This window comes from Burkholderia pyrrocinia, assembly GCF_022809715.1.
Taxonomy (GTDB): Bacteria; Pseudomonadota; Gammaproteobacteria; order Burkholderiales; family Burkholderiaceae; genus Burkholderia; species Burkholderia pyrrocinia_C.
In genome coordinates, this window is sequence record NZ_CP094460.1 from 1,567,520 (window position 1) to 1,588,184 (window position 20,665).

At 67.9% G+C, this 20,665-nt stretch carries 15 protein-coding genes; 8 read left to right on the forward strand and 7 right to left on the reverse strand.

All coding sequences use genetic code 11. From position 1 onward, the window contains the following. Positions 1-200 precede the first annotated feature (200 nt). From pqqE to MRS60_RS24005, 6 genes are all read right to left on the reverse strand, one after another. Positions 201-1,340 carry a pyrroloquinoline quinone biosynthesis protein PqqE gene (pqqE, locus tag MRS60_RS23980; protein WP_034180784.1) on the reverse strand — a complete coding sequence of 380 codons (1,140 nt, stop codon included), beginning with the start codon at positions 1,338-1,340 and terminating at the stop codon, positions 201-203. A gap of 1 nt (position 1,341) precedes the next feature. Next, positions 1,342-1,623: a pyrroloquinoline quinone biosynthesis peptide chaperone PqqD gene (gene pqqD / locus MRS60_RS23985; RefSeq protein ID WP_034180785.1), complete on the reverse strand. Its 282-nt coding sequence runs from the start codon at positions 1,621-1,623 to the stop codon at positions 1,342-1,344. Beyond that, the gene (pqqC, locus tag MRS60_RS23990) at positions 1,620-2,339 is read right to left on the reverse strand and encodes a pyrroloquinoline-quinone synthase PqqC (protein ID WP_034180786.1); all 720 of its coding nucleotides are present in this window, start codon (positions 2,337-2,339) and stop codon (positions 1,620-1,622) included. The genes pqqD and pqqC overlap by 4 nt, the downstream gene beginning before the upstream one ends. A 2-nt stretch (positions 2,340-2,341) precedes the next feature. Further along, positions 2,342-3,265 (reverse strand): pyrroloquinoline quinone biosynthesis protein PqqB, encoded by a 924-nt coding sequence (pqqB, locus tag MRS60_RS23995; protein ID WP_034180787.1) that lies wholly within the window; start codon positions 3,263-3,265, stop codon positions 2,342-2,344. A gap of 62 nt (positions 3,266-3,327) precedes the next feature. Then, entirely contained in the window at positions 3,328-3,402 is a 75-nt protein-coding gene (pqqA, locus tag MRS60_RS24000) for a pyrroloquinoline quinone precursor peptide PqqA (RefSeq protein ID WP_006485436.1), read from the reverse strand. 333 nt (positions 3,403-3,735) lie between these two features. After that, a complete protein-coding gene (locus tag MRS60_RS24005; RefSeq protein WP_175747071.1) occupies positions 3,736-5,757 on the reverse strand; it encodes a sigma-54-dependent Fis family transcriptional regulator in 2,022 nt (673 codons plus the stop codon). Between the two features lie 425 nt (positions 5,758-6,182). On the opposite strand from MRS60_RS24005, the gene MRS60_RS24010 reads away from it, so the two are divergent. After that, positions 6,183-7,133, forward strand: coding sequence for an alpha/beta fold hydrolase (locus tag MRS60_RS24010; RefSeq protein WP_243565650.1), 951 nt, complete (start codon positions 6,183-6,185; stop codon positions 7,131-7,133). A 73-nt stretch (positions 7,134-7,206) separates the two neighbouring features. Here the strand turns inward: MRS60_RS24010 and MRS60_RS24015 are convergent, their stop codons facing one another. Further along, positions 7,207-9,648, reverse strand: a complete 2,442-nt coding sequence (locus MRS60_RS24015) for a TonB-dependent receptor (RefSeq protein WP_243565651.1) — start codon at positions 9,646-9,648, stop codon at positions 7,207-7,209. A gap of 577 nt (positions 9,649-10,225) precedes the next feature. Between MRS60_RS24015 and MRS60_RS24020 the strand changes: the two genes are divergently transcribed. The 7 genes from MRS60_RS24020 to MRS60_RS24050 all read left to right on the forward strand — a co-directional run bounded on the left by MRS60_RS24020 (position 10,226) and on the right by MRS60_RS24050 (position 20,534). Then, positions 10,226-11,791, forward strand: coding sequence for a methanol/ethanol family PQQ-dependent dehydrogenase (locus tag MRS60_RS24020; RefSeq protein WP_414436964.1), 1,566 nt, complete (start codon positions 10,226-10,228; stop codon positions 11,789-11,791). Positions 11,792-11,870: 79 nt separating this feature from the next. Beyond that, positions 11,871-13,073, forward strand: a complete 1,203-nt coding sequence (locus tag MRS60_RS24025) for a c-type cytochrome (RefSeq protein ID WP_034180792.1) — start codon at positions 11,871-11,873, stop codon at positions 13,071-13,073. Positions 13,074-13,171: 98 nt separating this feature from the next. Further along, the gene (locus MRS60_RS24030; RefSeq protein WP_034180793.1) at positions 13,172-13,486 is read left to right on the forward strand and encodes a high-potential iron-sulfur protein; all 315 of its coding nucleotides are present in this window, start codon (positions 13,172-13,174) and stop codon (positions 13,484-13,486) included. Further along, on the forward strand, positions 13,470-15,353 hold the full coding sequence (locus tag MRS60_RS24035) for a sigma-70 family RNA polymerase sigma factor (RefSeq protein WP_243565652.1): 1,884 nt from the start codon (positions 13,470-13,472) through the stop codon (positions 15,351-15,353). Before MRS60_RS24030 ends, MRS60_RS24035 begins: the two co-directional genes overlap by 17 nt. Before the next feature lie 283 nt (positions 15,354-15,636). Next, the gene (gene acs, locus MRS60_RS24040) at positions 15,637-17,619 is read left to right on the forward strand and encodes an acetate--CoA ligase (protein WP_243565653.1); all 1,983 of its coding nucleotides are present in this window, start codon (positions 15,637-15,639) and stop codon (positions 17,617-17,619) included. A gap of 218 nt (positions 17,620-17,837) precedes the next feature. After that, a complete protein-coding gene (locus MRS60_RS24045; RefSeq protein WP_034180795.1) occupies positions 17,838-18,908 on the forward strand; it encodes a porin in 1,071 nt (356 codons plus the stop codon). 219 nt (positions 18,909-19,127) lie between these two features. Continuing rightward, complete coding sequence (locus tag MRS60_RS24050) at positions 19,128-20,534, forward strand: methyl-accepting chemotaxis protein (RefSeq protein ID WP_243565654.1); 1,407 nt, start codon at positions 19,128-19,130, stop codon at positions 20,532-20,534. Positions 20,535-20,665: the final 131 nt, after the last annotated feature.

The following is a 20,665-nucleotide window of genomic DNA, read 5'->3' on the forward strand; positions in this document are numbered from 1 at the left end:
CGCAGATGGCGACGATCGATCTCGTCGCCACCGGTGTTGCATCCGGATGCGGATAGGCGAGCGCGCGGCGGCAGGCGTCAGCGCCCGTTCACGTCTGTTTCGGGTTTCGCTGGCTGCGGGAAGGCATTTCTTGCGCTACTGGCGCGACGGTTGCCGCGCGGACGCTGGGTCGGTGACGAAGCCGTCGTCGCCGCATCTCGTCAGCGGTCGCACGCCGTCCCGCATTGCGCGAGCGAATTCTCCTTGCTGCGAAACACCAGCGGCTGCTCGTCGCGCGGCGCCGGTCGCCGCGCGAATTGCACCGCCTGCTCGACCTGGCCGTGATGCGCTGACTTCGCGCACACCGGATCGGCTTCCTTCGGGTCGCCGGCCAGCAGGTACGCCTGACACCGGCAGCCGCCGTGATCCGTATGCCGCTCGTCGCACGTGCGGCACGGCTCGCGCATCCAGTCATCGCCGCGAAACGCGTTGAACGCGTCGCTGTCGTACCAGATTTCCTTCAGCGACCGGTCGCGCACGTTCGGCAGCGCGAGCCCCGGCAGCGAACGCGCGGCATGGCACGGCAGCGCGGTGCCGTCAGGCGCGACGCCGAGAAACACCGAGCCCCAGCCGTTCATGCACGCTTTCGGGCGCGCCTCGAAATAGTCGGGCACGACGAACAGGATCCGGCAGCGCTCGCCGACCAGCTTGCGATAGCGATTCACCGTGTCCTCGGCTTCGCGCACCTGTTCGACGGTCGGCATGAGCTGGTCGCGATTCAGCATCGCCCAGCCGTAGTACTGCGTGTTCGCGAGCTCCAGGTAATCGGCGCCGAGATCGAGCGCCATCTCGATGATCTGCCCCACGTGCGGCAGGTTGTAGCGATGCAGCACGCAGTTGAGCACCATCGGGTAGCCGTGCGCCTTGATCAGCCGCGCGACGTCGCGCTTCAGCTCGAACGTGCGCGTGCTGGTCAGGAAATCGTTCAGCTCGCGCGTCGAATCCTGCAGCGACAACTGGATGTGATCGAGCCCGGCCGCCTTGAGCCGCTCGATACGCGCGACGTTCAGCCCGATGCCCGACGTGATCAGGTTCGTGTAGAAGCCGAGCCCGCGCGCATGCGCGACGAGCGCCTCGAGGTCGCCGCGCTGCAGCGGCTCGCCGCCCGAGAAGCCGATCTGCGCGGCGCCGAGCGCGCGCGCATCGCTTATCACCGCGCGCCACGCATCGGTGTCGAGCTCCGCGCCGTGCGTCGCGAAGTCGACCGGGTTGTAGCAGAACGCGCAATGCAGCGGGCAGCGGTACGTGAGTTCCGCGAGCAGCCACAGCGGCGCGGACGGACGGGAAGTGTCGGGCGCCATGTCAGTCGAGCCAGCCGCGCAGCCGCGCATGATCGAGGAAACGGTATACGTCGGAGGCAAGGTCCGACGTGCTGAACAGGCACTCGAGTTCGCCGATGATGTCGTCGAGCTCGCGCGTACCGTCGCAGCGCACGAGTATCTCGGCCGCGCTCGGGTTGAGCTTGACCATTCCTTCCGGATAGAGAAGCACGTAGGCATCCTGGGCCACCTCCCACTGCAGGCGGTACATGCCCCTCAGGCAGGGGCGCAGCGGCACGCCGCTGGCGGCATCGATCGCGTTCATACGGGGTAGGCCTTTTCGACGGCGTCGAGCATCGACCACAGAATGTCGAGCTTGAATTGCAGGATGCCGAGCGCGCGCTGCTGCGCATCCGGCGTCGTGAAATGCTGCAGCGTGACCGCAAGCCCGTGCTCGACGTCGCGCTGCGCGAGCGGCACGCGGCTGCGGAAGTAATGCAGCCCGTCCGGCTCGATCCACGGGTAGTGCGACGGCCAGCCCGCGAGCCGGTCGAGATGGATCTGCGGCGCGAACATCTCCGTCAGCGACGAGCACACGGCTTCCTGCCACGGCGCGCGCCGCGCGAAATTCACATACGCGTCGACCGCGAAGCGCACGCCGGGCAGCACGTGTTCGAGCGACCACAGCTCGGCGCGATCGAGACCGCACGCCTCGCCCAGCCGAACCCACGCCTCGATGCCGCCTTCGTTGTCGCCCTGCCCGTCGTGATCGATCAGCCGCTGGATCCACCGCCGCCGCGTGTCGCGATCGGGGCAGTTCGACAGGATCGCCGCATCCTTGAGCGGGATGTTGATCTGATAGTAGAAGCGGTTCGCGACCCAGCCGCGGATCTGCGCGGGCGAACACGCGCCGCTGTTGAGCCGCCGGTTGAACGGGTGATGGATGTGATAGCGCGATTCGAGCGCGCGCAGGCGCGCCTCGAATTCGGTCGCGGTCCAGGGCGTCGCGTGCAACGCCGTAGCGGGGATCGGTGCGTTCATGGTCAGACCTGGAATTGCATGCCGTCGTGCGCGACGTCGATGCCATGCGCGCGCAGGTGCGCGTGCTCGACGGAATGCGGGTCGAGAATCGGGTTCGTGTTGTTGATGTGCGTGAGCACCTTGCGCGTGCGCGCGGGCAGCATGTCGAGCCAGTCGATCATGCCGTGCTGCCCGTGTTCCGCGCACTGCGCGAGATGCCCCATGTCGGCCGCGTGCTTGCTCGACAGGCCGAGGTCGATCATCTCGGTGCCGGTCCAGAACGTGCCGTCCACCAGCACGAGGTCGGCGCCGTCCATCGCCGCGCGCACGTCGTCGGAAACGGCCGCGAGCCCCGGCGCATAAAACGCGCGCCGGCCGCTCGCGACGTCTTCGATCGACAGCGCGATGTTGTCGCCGGGCGCGGCCGACGCGCGCCGCGGCGAATACGGCGGCGCCTTGCTGTCGACGGGAATCGCGGTGAAGCGGATGCCGCGCGCCGCCGGCACCGTGAACGGCTCGCCGAGCGCGATCGTGTGCGCATCGACGCCGCAGTAGTGGCCGAGCAGCGGCACGAGCGGCAGCCCGGTCGACAGGTCGTCGAGCACCGGCGCGCTCGCGTAGAGCGGCAGCGGCGTCGAACGCTCGCGCAGCATCAGCAGGCCGGTCACGTGATCGATCTGCGCGTCGCACAGCACGACGGCGGCGATGCCGCTGTCGCGGATCGCGCGCGCCGGCTGCAGGTCCGGATTCGCGCGCAACTGGGAAAGAATGTCGGGCGACGCGTTGACGAGAATCCAGTCGATACCGTCCGCGCTGACCGCGAGCGACGACTGCGTGCGCGGCAGCACATGGCCGCTTCCGCTGCGCGCGCGGCGACAGTTCGCGCAATTGCAGTTCCATTGCGGCAGGCCGCCGCCGGCTCCCGAGCCGAGTATCTTGATCTTCATGGGCGTCAGCTCCCGAGGCCGTCCGCGCCGCGCATCGCGGCACGGACGGCGCATCGCGACGATCAGCGGTTGGCGATGTACATCGTGATTTCGAAGCCGAAGCGCAGGTCGGTGTAAGACGGGGTCGTCCACTGCATGATGTGTCTCCTGGTTGGGTTGGTAAGTCGTGTCGGTGAGTCCGACAACCGCGGCAATCTGGCGGTCGGTTCCTCTTCAGCAAGGAGCGTGCCGAAGCCGCACTTTGCCTGCGCGACGGCGGCACATGGCCGTCGCGCAGGCATCGGGACGAAATCCTTACGATTAGCCGACACGATTCGCGCGGATGCGATTCGCCGCCCCGGCGGCACGATGCGCGGGGGCGGTGACAGGTGTTGAATCGTTGAACACCGGTGTTGCAACGGGTGTTGCAACTTGACACACCGGCAGTGACGGATCGCGGGCCGCGCAACCGCGATCGCGCGGCCCACGCGTCAGCTTTCCTCGGACGGTTGGCGCTCCGCGTCGGCCGCCGGCATCTTCCGGTAGATCGTGTTGCGCGACACGCCGAGCGCGCGCGCCGCGGCCGACACGTTGCCGCCGTGACGGGCCAGCGCGGCGGCGATCGCGGACGCGGCGACGTCCTGCAAGCGCGCGTCGGCAGGCGGGAACGCCTCCACGGCACACGGTGCGGCGGCCGGATCGTGCTGCGCGGCCGGCTCGGCCGGCGCATCGCCGCGGCGCAGGTCGTCGAAGAAATCGTCCGGCAGGTGCTCGCGCCGGATTTCGCCATCGTCGTCGACCATCGCCGCCGCCGTGCGCAGCAGGTTGCCGAGCTGGCGGAAGTTGCCGGGCCACGTGCAGCGCACGAACAGCGCCATCACATCCGGCGCGACGGAGAGCGGCGGGCGGTCGGAGCCCGCGAATGCTTCGCGTTGCAGCATCTTCTGCACGACGACCGCGAGATCGGTGCGGTCGCGCAGCGGCGGCAGGCGCACCACGAGGCCGTTCAGCCGGTAGTAGAGATCCTCGCGGAAGCGGTTCTGCGCAATCATGTCGCGCAGGTCGCGGTGGGTCGCGCAGATGATCGAGATGTCCACGGCGATCGTCTTCGTCGACCCGAGCGGGTTGACGAGGCGCTCCTGCAGCACGCGCAGCAGCCGCACCTGCAGCGGATACGGCATGTCGCCGATCTCGTCGAGGAACAGCGTGCCGCCGTTTGCCTGCAGCAGCTTGCCGATCGCCCCCTTGCGGCGCGCGCCGGTGAATGCGCCCTCCTCATAGCCGAACAGCTCGGATTCGATCAGCGTCTCCGGAATCGATGCGCAGTTGACCGCGACGAACGGCGCGTCGCGACGCGGCGAGTCGTTGTGGATCGCCTGCGCGAGCAGTTCCTTGCCGGTGCCGGTCTCGCCGGTGATCAGGATCGGAATGTCCTTGCCGATCACCTTGCGCACCTTCGCGATCACGCACGCGACCTGCGGATCGCCGGTGTCGAGATAGTTGAGCCGCGACAGGCCCGCCGACGTGCCCGCCGCCGGCGCCGGCACCGTGCTCGCGCGCGCGGCCGGCGCGCCCGCGTCGTGGACGTCCGTCGGCCGGCTGCCTTCCGCGAGCGTCGCACGCCGGAAGTGCACGCGCGCGCAGACCACCGCGCCGGTGCCGAGGTTCAGCATCAGGTGCCGGTCGGTGCTCGCGCGCATGCGGTCGATCAGCTGCGCGCTCGTGATGTCGAACAGCGACGACAGCGTATGCGCGCGCAGCACCGCGAGCGGCATGCCGAGCTGGAACTGCGCGCTGCGATTGGCCGACAGGAAGCGGCCGTCGGCGGTGAACGCGACGATCCCCTCCATCAGCGTGCCGAGAAACTCGGGACGGCCATGGAACGACACCTGCAGCGTTTCCTGAAAGGTCGTCGTAAACAGATGATTCTCGATCATCTGCACCGACATCTTCGCGAGCGCCATCGTGTGCTGGTGATAGCTGCGGTGGTCGCCCGTCACGTCGAGCACGCCGATCGCGTCGCCGTACGGGTCGAGGATCGGCACGCTCGAACAGGTCAGGAAGCGGTTCGCGGCCAGGAAGTGCTGGTCGCCGTGGACCACCATCGGGCACAGCTCGGCGAGCGCCGTGCCGATCGCGTTGGTGCCCTGCCGGCTCTCCGCCCAGTTCGCGCCCGGGCGCAGCGCGACCTTCTCCGCGCGCTGCAGGAAATCGTCGTCGCCGATCGAATGCAGGATCAGCCCTTCCGCGTCGGTCAGCACGATCATGCTCTGCGTGTTGACGATCTGCTCGTGCAGCGTCTCCATCACCGGCATCGCGTGCACGCACAGCACGCGGCTCTGCTCGCGCTTCAGCACCAGCGCCGCGCTCGACAGCACGTCGTAGTCGGGGCGTGCCGATACCTGCAGGCCGAACGTCTCGGACCGCTCATGGGCTTTCTGGATCGACGGCGCGGGCCAGCCGGCGGGATGCGCGGCCCGAGTCCGGGCCGCCTGATCTACGTCATCGCGCATTGTCTCCTCCGGGGATCCTTCCGGTCATCTGCCGGACTCTTTGCCGTCATGACAAGCAAGCATCGGGCCACGCGAGCGGCGCGGCGTGGACAGGCCGTCCGATGTCGGTCATGCGTCGCGAATTGAAAGCCGGATGCAAGGCAACGATCGGTCGAGATCGTGCCGCCGGACAGTTCGGCCTTCGTAATACCGCGATTGCCCGGCTCGCGGCTACCCGTGCGAATCCCGATCTTCGCGCCTGGCGCGGTTCTGGCTTTGTCTCAGGTCAAGCACAGCAGTCGCCCCCGGCGCATACGCGGCCGAGTGACGGTTGTCCCCCATTCCGCCCGAGCCACGTCGACATGACGCCTACCCCGATTCGACTCACGCCGTCGCCCGCCATGCCGGTCTCGCCTGCCGGGCCTCGCGCACCTGTATCACCCGTCATGCCCGCCGCCCCCGTTCACCGGCGCCTGCGCCGCGACGCACAGTCGATCGCGTTCACCATGGCCGGCGCCGCGGACGGCCACCCGGTCGTCGTGCTGCACGGCGGGCCCGGCAGCGGCAGCCAGGCCGGCATCCTGCGCCTGTTCGACCTGACGCGCACGCGCGTCGTGCTCGTCGACCAGCGCGGCGCGGGCGCGTCGTCGCCGCGCGGCGGCACGCGCCGCAACAGCACCGCGCGGCTGATCGGCGATCTCGAGGCCGTACGCGAGCAGCTCGGCATCGCGCGCTGGGGCGTCGTCGGCGGATCGTGGGGCGCCGCGCTTGCGCTCGCGTATGCGGGCACGCATCCCGCGCGAGTGACCGGCGTCGTGCTGCGCGGCCTGTTCCTGACGTCGCCACGCGAAGTCCGCCGCCTGTTCACGACGTCGCGCACGCGTGCCCCCGGCGAATGGCAACGCCTGTGTGCGGCGGCCGGCTGCGCCCAGCCGGATCGTCTGCTGTCGTGCTGCGCGCGGCAGCTGCGCCCCGGCGCGGGCGCGGCGCGGCAGCGCGCGGTGGCCCTCGCGTGGCGCGCATACGAAAACGCCGTCCTCGCGTCGTCGCAGACGCGCCGCTCGCCCGCGCACGCGATCCGCTCGCACAAGACTGTCAGCCGGCTGATCGACAAGTACCGGATCCAGGCGCATTACCTGCAACGCGATTGCTGGCTCGGCGAGCGCCGCGTGCTCGCACTCGCGCGGCGGGCCGCTGGCGAAGGCGTGCCGCTATTCGCCGCGCACGGGATGCACGACCCCGTTTGCCCGGTCGACAACGTCGCCCGTCTCGCTCGTGCCGTGCCCGGCGCCAAAATCGAACGCGTGCCTGCCGGGCATCTGGCGAGCGACCCGGCATTGGCGCGCAGCGTCGCCCGCGCGGTGCATGCGATGTTCGCGGCGGCGCCGTTCACGTGACGGCGCATGTCGGGCACGGCCGGCGCCGGCTCACGTCGTCACACAACGGCAAGCGCAGCCAGCCGCGCAACACTCAATCCCACGCATAACGCACGCCGACCCACGCGCCGCGCGGCGCACCCGGTCCGACGAACTGTTCGTTGACCGGATTCGCGCCGTCGAACGTGTGATTCGGCCCGTTGAAGAAATTCTGGCCGAGCACGCCGAAGCTCGCGTAGCGCTTGTCGAACAGGTTCGTCACGCTCGCGAATACCTCGAAGCGCTTCGTGATCCGATACCGCATGTCGAGATCGACGAGCACGTAGCCCGCGATCCTGCCGTTCGCGTCCTGGTTGTTCTCGTCGCCGCGCGCATACACGCCGCTGCGCCACGTGACGTTCGCGCCGATGTCCCATGCGTGCGTCGCCGCGTAGTCGAGCCGCAGCTTCACCGTGTGCGCGGGAATACCCGGGATGCGGTCGCCCGCCTTGACCGCCACGTTGCCGTTCGCGTCGGCTGCCGAGTTCGCGGGGCTGTGTTCGGTCCACGACGAACGGTAGGTCGCATCGACATGGCTGTACGACAGCCCGACGCCGACCGGGCCGAACTGCGTGCGGCCCGCGAGTTCGATACCCTGGCGCCGCGTGTCGCCGACGTTGCGGAAATAGCCCTGCGCGCTCGCAGGACTGCTGATGAACTGGATGTCGTCCGTCAGCGTCGTGCGGTAGGCGGCGGCGCTCCAGGTCGTCGCCGCGCCGATGCGGCCGCGCGCGCCGACTTCGAACGTCTTCGAGATCACCGGCTTGAGTGCCGGGTCGGCGATGAAGTCGTTCGGCAGCGAGCACGGTGCGGCCGGGTCCGCGCACGCGAGTTCGATCGCGGTCGGCGAGCGCATCCCTTCGTTGTAGGTCGCGTACGCGGTGAAGCCCGCGACCGGGTTCCAGTTGAGCCCCACCGCCGGGTTGAAGCGCGAGAACGTATGGTTGCCGTCGAGCAGCGGCTGCGAACCGCTCTCGTCGCCGATCTGCGACTTCGACCAGTCGTAGCGGCCCGACAGCGTCAGGGTCCAGTGCGGCGTCAGCGACAGCGCGTCGCTCAGGTATACGCCGAGGTTCGCATTGCGCGTCTTCGCATTCGTCTGCCGGACGAAATCGCCGATGCCGATCGCCGCGCGCGTGTCGGTGAAATACGCGTCCTGCGACGACGCGACGTAGCTCGAGTTCGCAAAGTCCGCCGCGACGCCCGCGATCAGCTGGTTCGACATCCCGCCGAGCTTGCCGAGCAGCGTGAGCTGCAGGCTGCCGCCGTAGCTGTCGGTGACGATCGTCGATTGCGCGTTGGTGCCCTGCACGGTGTCGACCGTGCCGTCCGCGCCGACCGATCCGTAGTCGGTATTGTTGTTGCTGCTGATGTTGCTGTTACGCAGGTGCCGGTAGTAAGCATTGCCGCTCAGTTCGACGTGCTCGCCGAAGAAATGGTCGCCCGACAGCGTCAGGTACCCGGCGCTGTTGCGGTTCAGGTCCGGATACGTGTACGCCTGCTTCCGGTTGTCGAGGAACGAGCGCGGGATCGTCTGGGTGCCGTACAGCGCGTTGTCCGCGCCGCCCGCGGCGATCGACAGCGTCGTGTCCGCGTCGGTGTAGCGCAGCTTGCCGAACGCCTGCCGCACGCGGCTCGCGTTGTGGTCGGCCCAGCCGCCGTCGTTCGCGACGTTCGCGGTCGCGTAGTAGTCGAGGTTCGAGCCGAGCGTGCCGCCCTGCTCGATGTCGGCGGTCTTGCGGCCCCACGAGCCGCCCGACGCTTCCGCTTCGCCGCCCGGATTCGACTTGCCGTTCTTCGTCGTGATCGCGAGCGCGCCGCCGAGCGTATTGCGTCCGTACACCGGGTTGGAGCCCGGAATCAGCTGCATCCGGTCGATCGCCTGCGCGGGCAGGATGTCCCAGTTCACGATGTCGCCGAACGGCTCGTTCACGCGCACGCCGTCGACGAACACCGACAGCCCCTGCGGCGTGCCGAGCAGCGGCGACGCGGTGAAGCCGCGATAGTTGACGTCCGTCTGGTACGGGTTGCCCTGCGCGTCCGAGATCGTCACGCTCTGCAGGTTCGCGGCGAGGAAGTCGGTCAGCGTCGCGCGATGCTGTGCGTCAAGGTCCGCCGCTCGCACCGTCTGCACGTTCGCCGGCACCTCCGACAGCGGCGTGCCGATTCCGAGCAGCGGCGTCGTGCCGACGACGACGATCGCGGGCAGCATGTCGGCCGACGCTGGCGGTGCGGCAGCGGCGGCGGCGGCAGCGGCAGCGGCAGCGGCAGCGGCAGCGGCAGCGGCAGGCGGCGCGGTGGCACCCGCCGCCGCCGTTCCGTCCGTCGCGCCGTCCGCATTCGGCTGCGCATGCACGCCCGCCGTCGACAGGCCGAACAGCGCGATCGCGCCTAGGGTCGAGCCAAAAATCGGGCTGAAAATCGCGCCGGCGTACCACACGCGCCAGCCGCGTCGCATCGCATTACCTCGCCCGACCGCCTTTGGCCTCCTGATCATTTCCGTTGTCTCCGTCCTTGTGTTCCGCCGTGGCGCGTGCTCCACCGAGCGGCGATATGTTTGTCGCGAAGCGAGCTTGCGATAACCGTGCCAGCACCGCAGGTTCAGCGCGCGCAAGCGTCGCAGCGCAGGCCGCGCACCATCTCCGTTCGGCATGCGCGCGTGAGGTCGCCCATCTGTCACGAGTGCCACGCCACCTGTCATGTTTGGCAACACCTCGCACACGGCGGTGTACCTGAATGCAACACCTTCGTTGACACCGTCGCAGCGCGCGCTGCGGCCCGACGCCGCACCGCGCGGCCCTCGCGCCGCGATGGCATGCGACTTGCGTGAACGGCATCGCATTCGGCCCGGAACCCCACCCGTGCCGGCGCGACGAACCGTTCGCGGCGGTGCGATCACAATGACTCAGGAGACAATCATGAAGAAACTCTCGGCTTCAGCGAGCCGGCTGGCGACGATCGGCATCGCGGCGGCAGCGGCCGTCGCGCTGAACCCCGGACTCGTCGAAGCGGCCGCGGACTACCCGGCCGTGACCTACCAGCGGCTGACCGACGCGCAACAGGATCCGGGCTGGCTGACCTACTACCGCACCTACAACGGCCGCTCACATTCGCCGCTCAAGCAGATCGACACGTCGAATGCGAAGGCGCTCAAACAGGTGTGGGCCTACAAGTTCCCAGCCGAACTGAAGCAGGGTTTCGAGGCGACGCCGATCGTCAACGGCAATTACCTGTTCGTGACGACGCCGAAGGACAACGTCTACGCATTCGATGCGAAGACGGGCAAGCAACTGTGGAAATACGAGCCGAAGCTCGGCGCGGCATCGTTCAAGACCGCATGCTGCGACGTGGTCAACCGCGGCGTCGCGCTGTACGGCAAGAACGTCTATATCGCGATGCTGAACGGAGAAGTCGCGGCGCTCGACGCACAGACCGGCAATCTCGTCTGGAAGAAGCAGATGTTCGAGCCGGGCCTCGGCTATGCGTTCTCGCTCGCGCCGCTCGCGCTCGAAGGCGCAATCGTCGTCGGTACGTCAGGCGGCGAATACGGCATTCGCGGCTACATCGCCGCGCTGAATCCGGACGACGGCTCGGAGGTCTGGAAACGCTATACGATCCCCGGTTCCGGCGAGAAAGGCTCGGAGACCTGGCCCGACGGCATGCAGAGCCACGGCGGCGGCGCCGCGTGGCTGACCGGCACCTACGACGCGGCATCCCGCACGCTGTACTGGGGCGTCGGCAACCCCGGCCCGTGGCTCGCGGCGCTGCGCCCCGGCGACAACCTGTATTCCGACTCGCTGCTCGCGCTCGACGCGAAGAACGGCAACCTGAAGTGGCACTACCAGTACACGAGCAACGACACGTGGGACTACGACGGCGTGAACGCGGCCGTCCTCGCGGACATCCGCTACAAAGGCAAGGACTACGACGCGATCATCCACGCGGACCGCAACGGCTTCTTCCATGCGATCGATCGCACGACCGGCAAGCTGATCTATGCGACGCCGTTCGTGAAGGCGACCTCGGTCACCGGCTACACGGCCGACGGCAAGCCGATCCAGGACGAATCGAAGTTCCCGAAGGCCGGCACGACGATCGAAACGTGCCCGAGCTTCCTCGGCGGCAAGAACTGGTGGTCGATCTCGTACGACCAGGATCGCAACATCGCGGTCGTGCCTGCGCTGCACGCGTGCATGAGCCTGACCGGCAAGTCGGTCAGCTACCAGGAAGGCCTGCCGTATCTCGGCGAAGGCTTCGAGATCAAGCCCGAACCGGGTAGCGAAGGCTACGGCGAACTGACGGCAATCGACGTGAACACCGGCAAGAAGCTGTGGAGCCACTGGTCGAAGAAGCCGTGGAACGGCGGCGTCGCGACCACCGCGAGCGGCCTCGCGTTCAGCGGTTCGCTCGACGGCCACCTGTACGCGTTCGACACCGCGACCGGCAAGGTGCTGTGGGAAAGCCCGCAACTCGCGAGCGGCATCATTTCGCAGCCGTCGGTGTATGAGGTCGACGGCAAGGAGTACGTCGCCGTGCTCGCCGGCTACGGCGGCGCGAACCCGATCTGGGGCGGCCCGATGGCCGACATCGCGAAGGACGTTCCGCGCGGCGGCACGCTCTACGTGTTCGCACTCGACTGATCAGGCGCAAGCCACGGTCGCGCCCGCATGCGCCCGATGCGGGCGCGACGCCCCAACTGCTTCAACCGGAAACACGATCATGAATACTCGCCTCACTCCCGTTACCGTCGCCAGTCTGCTCGCCGTGGGCGTGGCGCTGACACCGGCAGCCGCGTCGGCCGGCGTGCGCATCTGCACGCTGCCCGGCAGCCCGACCACGGCGCTCGACCAATCCGTTGCGCGTGAAGTGTTCCGCACCGCGGGCATCGCCGCATCGTTCAACAAGCGCGGTGTCGACGACGACGGCGGCGACGACGGCATCTCCGCCAGCGAGCTGAAGAAATCGCTCGAACGCGACTGCGACGTGATCGCCGGCTTCCCGCGCTCGGAGATCGCCGATGGATCGGGGTCCAGAATGATGTTCTCGCAGGGCTATCTGCGCTCCGGCTACGTCAGCGTGTCGCTGCGCGACGCGCGAGCAACGTCCGGCGCCAAGGAAACGATCGCGGCCACGTACGGCAGCCCTTCGCAGTTGATCGCCGCGCAACAGGCCAACGCCCGTTTCGATCTGGAAAACACCAGCGAGCAAACGATCGGCGCGCTCGCCGCCGGCCGCGCGCAGCGCGCCATCGTCTGGTATCCGAGCGTCGTCGCGTACAAGCGCGCGCACCCGCAACAGCAGTTCCGGATCGCGGCGACGGCGTCGCCGTACTCGGACTGGCAACTGTCTTTCGCATTCGGGCCGGGCAAGGAAGACCTCCGGAAGCGCATCGACGCGGCCCTGTCGCGAATGAGCGGCAACGGCCGTCTCGCGGTGCTCACGCGCGGCTGGGCACTTCCGGAAACGGTCGCACAAGCGACGGGTACGCATGCACCCGGCCGATTTCTCGACGGGTCGGTCGCATCCGCGCAGCCGGTAAGGAGCGGCTTCATCAAGGTTTCGACTAGCGAAGGCAGCGACGTACCACCGTTCGAGCAGGCGCAGGTGCAGCACGGCAAGAAGATCTATGCCGATGCCTGTGCGAAATGCCACGGCGACCAGCTCGAAGGCAATACCGCCCCCGCACTGAGCGGGGAATCCTTTGCTCCCGAAGGCAAGTCGCACATCACGATCGGCGGCATCTACCAGTACATGTCGAGCAACATGCCGGCCGATCGCCCCGGCAAGATGACCGAACAGGAATACTCGGACCTGATGGCGTTCCTGCTCTACTCGAACGGCTATGACGCGTCGAAAACCAAACTGACCGCCGATGCCGCCAACGCGTCGAAGGCGCCGCTCATCGCCGGGCCGCGCAAGTAACGCTTCCGTCCCCTTCGTTTCGGTCCACCCGCCGCGCCGGCAAGCATTCCCGGCGCGCGGGGCAGATTTTATCTTTTCATTTCATTCAGGAAAACGACATGATCTCCCGCAATCGCAGAACCTTCATGATTCAGACGGCCGGCCTGTGTGCCGCGCTCGCGGCCGGAACCCGCGCATTTGCGGCCGCGCCGCCCGTCGACGAAAACGACGCCGCCGCGAAGACGCTCGGCTACCGCGCGAAAGCGACGACCGTCGACGCGGCCAAGTTCCCGAAGTATCAGGCAGGCCAGACGTGCGCGAACTGCCGCTTCTACAAGGGCGCCGAAGGCGACTCCTCCGGCACGTGCCCGATGTTCGCGGGCAAGACGGTCGCCGCCGAAGGCTGGTGCAACGTCTATGCGAAACGTGCCTGATCGCGCTGGCGATGCCGCGCCGCATCGCGGCGCGGACGCCGAACGCGCCGCGCATCTGCATGCGCTGATCGCGCTCGGCATCGATCGCGGCTACGTGACACGCGGCGAAATCGTCGATGCGCTGCCCGACGAAGCGGCCGAAGACGCGGATTTCGACGCGGCCGCGTCGATGCTCGGCGAGCTTGGGATCGAGATGCGCGAGCATGTCGACTCGCGAAGCGCATGGACGCTCGATCGTCATTTCGCGCGAGCGACGGCCGCGACGTCGCCGCTCGCCGATGCATCGCCGCCGCTCGCGACCGCCGATCTGCTCGCGGGCCGCACGAACGATCCCGTGCGAATCTATCTGCGTGAAATGGGTGCAACGCCGCTGCTCGAACGCGAAGAAGAGATCACGCTCGCGCTTCAACTGGAAAGCGGTCGCGCGGCCTGCATCGCAGCGATGAGCCGCGATCCGGCCGCGCTGAACGTCATCGCGTCGATTGCCGCCGACATCCGCGCGGGCAAGGCAGCAGCTTCGGTCTACGTGACAGGGTTCGTCCGCGATTCCGACACGCACGCGGAAATGCCCGCGGATTCGCCCGCGAGCGACGCGGCACCCGATCCGGATTTCGATTCGTCGCCGCTGGACGACGAATCCGACCAGTCGGCGGACGACACCGCATCACGCGATGCCGTCGCCGAATCGCTCGACCGCGCCGCCGCGCTGGCATCGCGGATGAGCGAAACGCTGCGCACCGCAGGCTTCGCATCCGTCGGCTATCGGTCGCTGATGCGCGAGGCAGCCGAGCTGACCGGCGGAATCCGCTTTACCGCGCGGGCGATCGAGCGCATCGGCAGCGCAATTCGCGAACGCGCGACGCAAGCCCGCCGGCTCGAGAAACGCATCACGGCAACGTTGGCCGAAGCCGGCATCCTCGCCGATGCGCCGCACCACGGCCTGTTCGAGCCGTGCGACGACGTCCGCGCATGGCTCGACGCATGCGCGACCGCGCATCCCGGCTGCGGCACCGCGCTCGCCCGGCACGCACCGGTGCTGCTCGAAGCGCGCACCGCGCTTGCGCAGCTTGCCGGCCAGCCGGGCCTGCCGCTCGACATCGCGATCGCGATCGACGCGCGCCTGTCGCGCATCGATCGTGCGATGCAGCCCGCGAGGAAGAAGCTGTTCCAGAGCAACCTGCGGCTCGTCGTGTCGATCGCCAAACGGTATCCCGATCGCGGCCTGCAGTTCCTCGATCTGATCCAGGAAGGCAATATCGGGCTGATGAAGGCGGTCGAGCGCTACGACCACCGGCGCGGCTTCAAGTTCGGGACGTACGCGACCTGGTGGGTCCGGCAGGCCATCACGCATGCGATCGCCGATCAGGGCCGCACGATACGGGTGCCCGCGCATACGGTCGACGCGATCAACAAGCTGTCGAGGCTCGCGCGAACGCACCGGCAGCGAACCGGCGGCGTCGCCGATGCGCCCGCGCTCGCCGCGCAGTTGCAAGTCCCCGTCGGCAAGGTCCGCGACCTGATGAGTATCGTGCACGAGCCGGTCTCCGCGGACACGCCCGTTTCGCCCGATCACGACCTCACGTTGTGCGACGTCGTGATCGACCACGATGCGCCGACCCCGGAAGAAGCCGCGAGCGCCGGCCAGCTTCGCGCCGCGGTTGCGACGCTGATCGACAACCTGCCGGCGCGCGAAGCATGGATTCTTCGCTTGAGGTATGGCATCGACGTCGAAAGCGAGTATTCGCTGCGCGAGATCGGCCGACAGCTGAACCTGTCAGCCGAACGCGTTCGCCAGATCGAAGCGTCGGCGCTCGAACGGATCAGGCAATTCAGGCACGCGCCGGCGCTTCGTTCGCTGATTGCCTGACGCGGCCGTGCTGCCCTGCCGCCCGATCGCGAACCGAATCGGCCGGCCGACCACCCTCGCCGCCATACACCGGCTGTTGAGGACTGCAACACAACGTGCTGCATATCTGAACGACGATCTGCATCACGCCGCTGTCCGCGCCCCCGCCCGCTCTCCCCGGTCGATAGAAAAACGCACGGCTGCCGCGGCTTTCACCGAATGCGCACATCGATCGCCGCCGCTGGCATGCATGTTGCGTTTTCTCGAACGCAACCCGGTATCACAAGAACGTATGGAGACACTCTTGTCCACGATTGAATCGGTTCTTCACGAAACCCGCCAGTTTGCGCCGCCCGCGGCGCTCGAGCAGGCGGCGGCCATTTCCGGCATGCCGGCCTATCGCGCGCTCGTCGCCGAGGCCGAACGCGATTACGAAGGCTTCTGGGCGCGTCTCGCGCGCGAGGGCCTCGCGTGGCACAAGCCGTTCACCAAGGTGCTCGACGAGAGCAATGCGCCGTTCTACAAGTGGTTCGACGACGGCGAGCTGAACGCGTCGTACAACTGCCTCGACCGCCACGTCGAAGCCGGCAACGGCGAGCGCGTCGCGGTGATCTTCGAGGCCGACGACGGCACCGTCACGCGCGTCACCTATGCCGATCTGCTGGCGCGCGTTTCGCGCTTCGCGAATGCGCTGAAAAAACGCGGGATCGGCAAGGGCGACCGTGTCGTCATCTATATCCCGATGTCGATCGAAGGCATCGTCGCGATGCAGGCCTGCGCGCGCATCGGCGCGACGCACTCGGTCGTGTTCGGCGGCTTCTCCGCGAAATCGCTGAACGAACGGCTCGTCGACGTCGGCGCGGTCGCGCTCGTCACCGCCGACGAGCAGGCGCGCGGCGGCAAGACGCTGCCGCTCAAGAGCATCGCCGATGAAGCAATCGCGATGGGCGGCTGCGAAGCGGTGAAGAGCGTGATCGTCTATCGCCGCACCGGCGGCAAGATCGACTGGCAGGCGGGCCGCGACCTGTGGATGCATGAGATCGCGGACGGCGAGTCGGATCGTTGCGAGCCGGAATGGGTCGGCGCCGAGCATCCGCTGTTCATCCTGTATACGTCGGGCTCGACCGGCAAGCCGAAGGGCGTGCAGCACAGCACCGGCGGCTACCTGCTGTGGGCCGCGCAGACGATGAAGTGGACCTTCGACTGGAAGCCGACCGACGTGTTCTGGTGCACGGCCGACATCGGCTGGGTCACCGGTCACACATACATCACGTACGGGCCGCTCGCGTGCGGCGGCACGCAGGTCGTGTTCGAGGGCGTGCCGACCTACCCGGACGCCGGGCGCTTCTGGAAGATGATCGGCGACCACAAGGTCAGCGTGTTCTACACCGCGCCGACCGCGATCCGCTCGCTGATCAAGGCGGCCGACGCCGACGACAAGGTGCATCCGAAGAGCTATGACCTGTCGAGCCTGCGCATCATCGGCACGGTCGGCGAGCCGATCAACCCCGAAGCGTGGATGTGGTACCACAAGCACGTCGGCCAGGAGCGCTGCCCGATCGTCGATACGTGGTGGCAGACCGAGACGGGCGGCCACATGATCACGCCGCTGCCGGGCGCGACGCCGACGGTGCCCGGTTCGTGCACGCTGCCGCTGCCGGGCATCATGGCGGCCGTCGTCGACGAGACGGGCCAGGACGTGCCGAACGGGCAAGGCGGCATCCTCGTCGTCAAGCGCCCGTGGCCGGCGATGATCCGCACGATCTGGGGCGACCCGGAGCGTTTCAAGAAGAGTTATTACCCGGAAGAACTCGGCGGCACGCTCTATCTGGCCGGCGACGGCACCGTGCGCGACAAGGACACCGGCTACTTCACGATCATGGGCCGGATCGACGACGTGCTGAACGTGTCGGGCCACCGGCTCGGCACGATGGAGATCGAGTCGGCGCTGGTGTCGCACGAGCTCGTTGCCGAGGCGGCCGTGGTCGGCCGGCCGGACGACACGACGGGCGAGGCGGTCGTCGCGTTCGTGGTGCTGAAGCGTTCGCGTCCGGAAGGCGAGGAAGCGGCGGCGCTCGCGAAGACGCTGCGCGACTGGGTCGGCAAGCAGATCGGACCGATCGCGAAGCCGAAGGACATCCGCTTCGGCGACAACCTGCCGAAGACACGCTCGGGCAAGATCATGCGGCGCCTGCTGCGCTCGCTCGCGAAGGGCGAGGCAATCACGCAGGACACGTCCACGCTCGAGAACCCGGCCATTCTCGACCAACTGAACCGTTCGATGTAACACCGCCCGCTCCGGCAGGCGCTCCGCTTCGCCGCGGCGCCGGAGCGCGGTCGCTTGCCCGCTCTCCACGCCGGGCAAGCGGCCGCATTCCGGCGCAGCACGACGCACCGCCGCGCGTTCCCTGACAGCACGGCAGACAGACGGCACGCATCGATTCCGCCGTCGCAGCATTGATTAGTCGTACGTATTACAAAACTTGACAAAAACGGAGACAGACGATGAAGAGCAGGACATGGACGATTTGCGCGGCGCTGCTCGGCGCGGCGGCAAGCACGAACGGCTTCGCGCAGAGCAGCGTCACGCTGTACGGCGACCTCGACGCGGCGTTGCTTTACACGAGCCGATCGCTCAACTCGGCGACCGGCGCCAACGCCGGCCGCCAGTTCGCGCTGACCGACACGGGCATGACGCCGACCAACTTCGGCATGACGGGAACCGAGGATCTCGGCGGTGGGCTGCACGCGAAGTTCAAGCTGGAGAGCGGCTTCAACATCACGGACGGCGCGTTCGGCCATTCGAACGGCAACTTCTTCGGCCGCCAGGCGTGGGTCGGGCTCGGCGGCGACTTCGGCGAGACGAAGGTCGGCCTGCAGTTCTCGCCGTTCGTGCTCGCGGTGCTGGGCTCGGACCCCCGCAATATCTCGCACTTCGGCGCCGCGCTGATCCCGTACGTCGACAACGTGCTCGTCACCGGCCTCTTCAACCCGAACGCGATTTCGTACACGAGCCCGACGATCGGCGGGCTGACGGGCAGCGCGATGTTCGGATTCGGCGGCAAGGCCGGGGACTTCCAGGCGGGACGCCAGTATTCCGGCAGCCTCACCTATACGAACGGCGGCTTCATGCTCAACGCGGCGCTCTACGACGGCAACGGCGGCACGTCGCCGACGCCGGTGTCGAGCACGGTCGCGTTCGTCGGCCGCACGATCGGCACCGCGTATACGTTCGGGCCCGTGACCGGCAAGGCGTCGTTCACGAGCTACAAGGTCGCCGGCTCGTTCAGCAACAACGTGTATAGCGCCGGCCTCGACTATCGCGTCACGCCGGCCCTCGACCTGAACACCGGCGCGTGGTACACGACCGATCGCAACGATTCGCACAATCATTCGCTGCTCGCCGCGGTCGGCGCCGATTACAGCCTGTCGAAGCGAACCGGCCTTTACGCGCAAGTCGGCGTCGTCAACAACCACGGCGCGATGAATACGGGCCTCGGCATCACGGGCGGCGCGTTGTTCGGATTGCCCGGCACGACGGTCGGCGCCAACGTCGGCATCCACCACGTGTTCTGACGCGGCGCATCCGGACGGGCGATCGGCACTCGCTCGTCCGGCTCCCGCGTCAGAAGACGGCCACCGCAAAGACGGGGAACGCGCGGCGCCGGCCCGACGATTTCCGAACCTGACGTTTACCCGATCTCAAGTCGGCGGCCACGCTGCCGTCAAGTCAGGTGCGCACACCCAGCATCCGTCACCGACCGGGAATGCGCGCCCTCTAGGAGACCCAGCAACGTGAACCTCTTCGGAATCGGCCGCGGCCACCGTTCGTCGCGCGCGCTCGTCGGCGACATCGCCGAGCAGGCCGGCAAGCTCGGCATCGAGATCTGCGACGTCTCGGGCCATGTCGAGGAAGTCGCCGCCCGCGTCGCCAGGCAGGCGGAGGTCTGCCACACGCTGCGTGAATCGGCCGCCGTCACGCTGCGCGGCAACCACCGGATCGCCGAGGCCGCGCAGCAGGTGCGCGCCGTCAGCGCCAATGCGTCGAGCGCGGTCCAGAAGTCGCAACAGACGATCGAGGCATCGCTCGCCGACATCCACGGCCTCGTCGAGGGCGTCACCTCGATCGGCAGCCAGATGGGTGCGCTGCGCGACGCGCTCGATCACGTGCGGGCCGTGTCCGAGGAGATCTCCGTCATCGCCCGCCAGACCCACCTGCTCGCGCTGAACGCCGCGATCGAGGCCGCGCGCGCCGGCGAGTCGGGCCGCAGCTTCGCGGTCGTCGCGGCCGAGGTCAAGAACCTGTCCGCGAAAACCGGACAGGCGACGGCCCAGATCGAGACGACCCTCGCGCGCCTGGCCGAGCAGACCGAACACCTGATCGCGGAAGGAACCGACAACGCCGCGCGCGCCCATCGCGTCCGCGAGGGCACGCGCACGATCGGCGAGGTCGTGCACACGACGGGGCACGCGATCACCGAACTCGCCGGCGAAGCCGAACAGATCGCGTCGCTGACGGACGAGATCGAGACGCAATGTCACCGCCTCGAGGAACAGGTTGGCGAAATGGCGACCGGCGTCGAGGATTCGAGCGACAACTTCTCGCAGGCCAAGGACCGGCTCGGCAACCTGCTCTCCGTCTCCGAGACGCTCATCGAACTCACGGCCGCGACCGGCATCGAATCGCCCGACACACGTTTCATCGACACCGCGCGGAACACGGCCGCGGCGATCAGCAAGCTGTTCGACGATGCGGTCGCGCGCGGCGATATCGCGCTCGACGCGCTGTTCGATTCGAACTACGTGCCGATTCCCGGCACTGACCCGCAGCAGTTCATGACGCGCTTCACGGCCTTCACCGATCGCGTGCTGCCGGCCATCCAGGAGCCGATGCTCGAAATCGACGAACGCATCGTCTATTGCGCCAGCTTCGACCGGCAGTGCTACCTGCCGACCCACAACCGGAAGTTCTCGCTGCCCCAGCGCGCAGACACCGCGTGGAACGCGGCGAACTGCCGGAACCGCCGGATCTACACGGACCGGACGGCGCGCACCTCCGTGTCGCATACCAAGCCGTTCCTGCTGCAGACCTATCGGCGCGACATGGGCAACGGCAACTTCGCGTTGATGAAGGACGTCTCCGCGCCCATCGTTGTCGGCGGACGGCAATGGGGTGTCCTGAGGATCGGCTACAGCGCATGAATCGACGCTAGCGGGCCGCCCGCGCAGCGCACGGAGCGCCGGCCCGGACGGATCGCACCAGCGACCGCCCGCTCCGGCGCCCCGACCCGCTTCACCGCGTTCGTCTGCCGCATGGGCGAGATCGCCGCGAT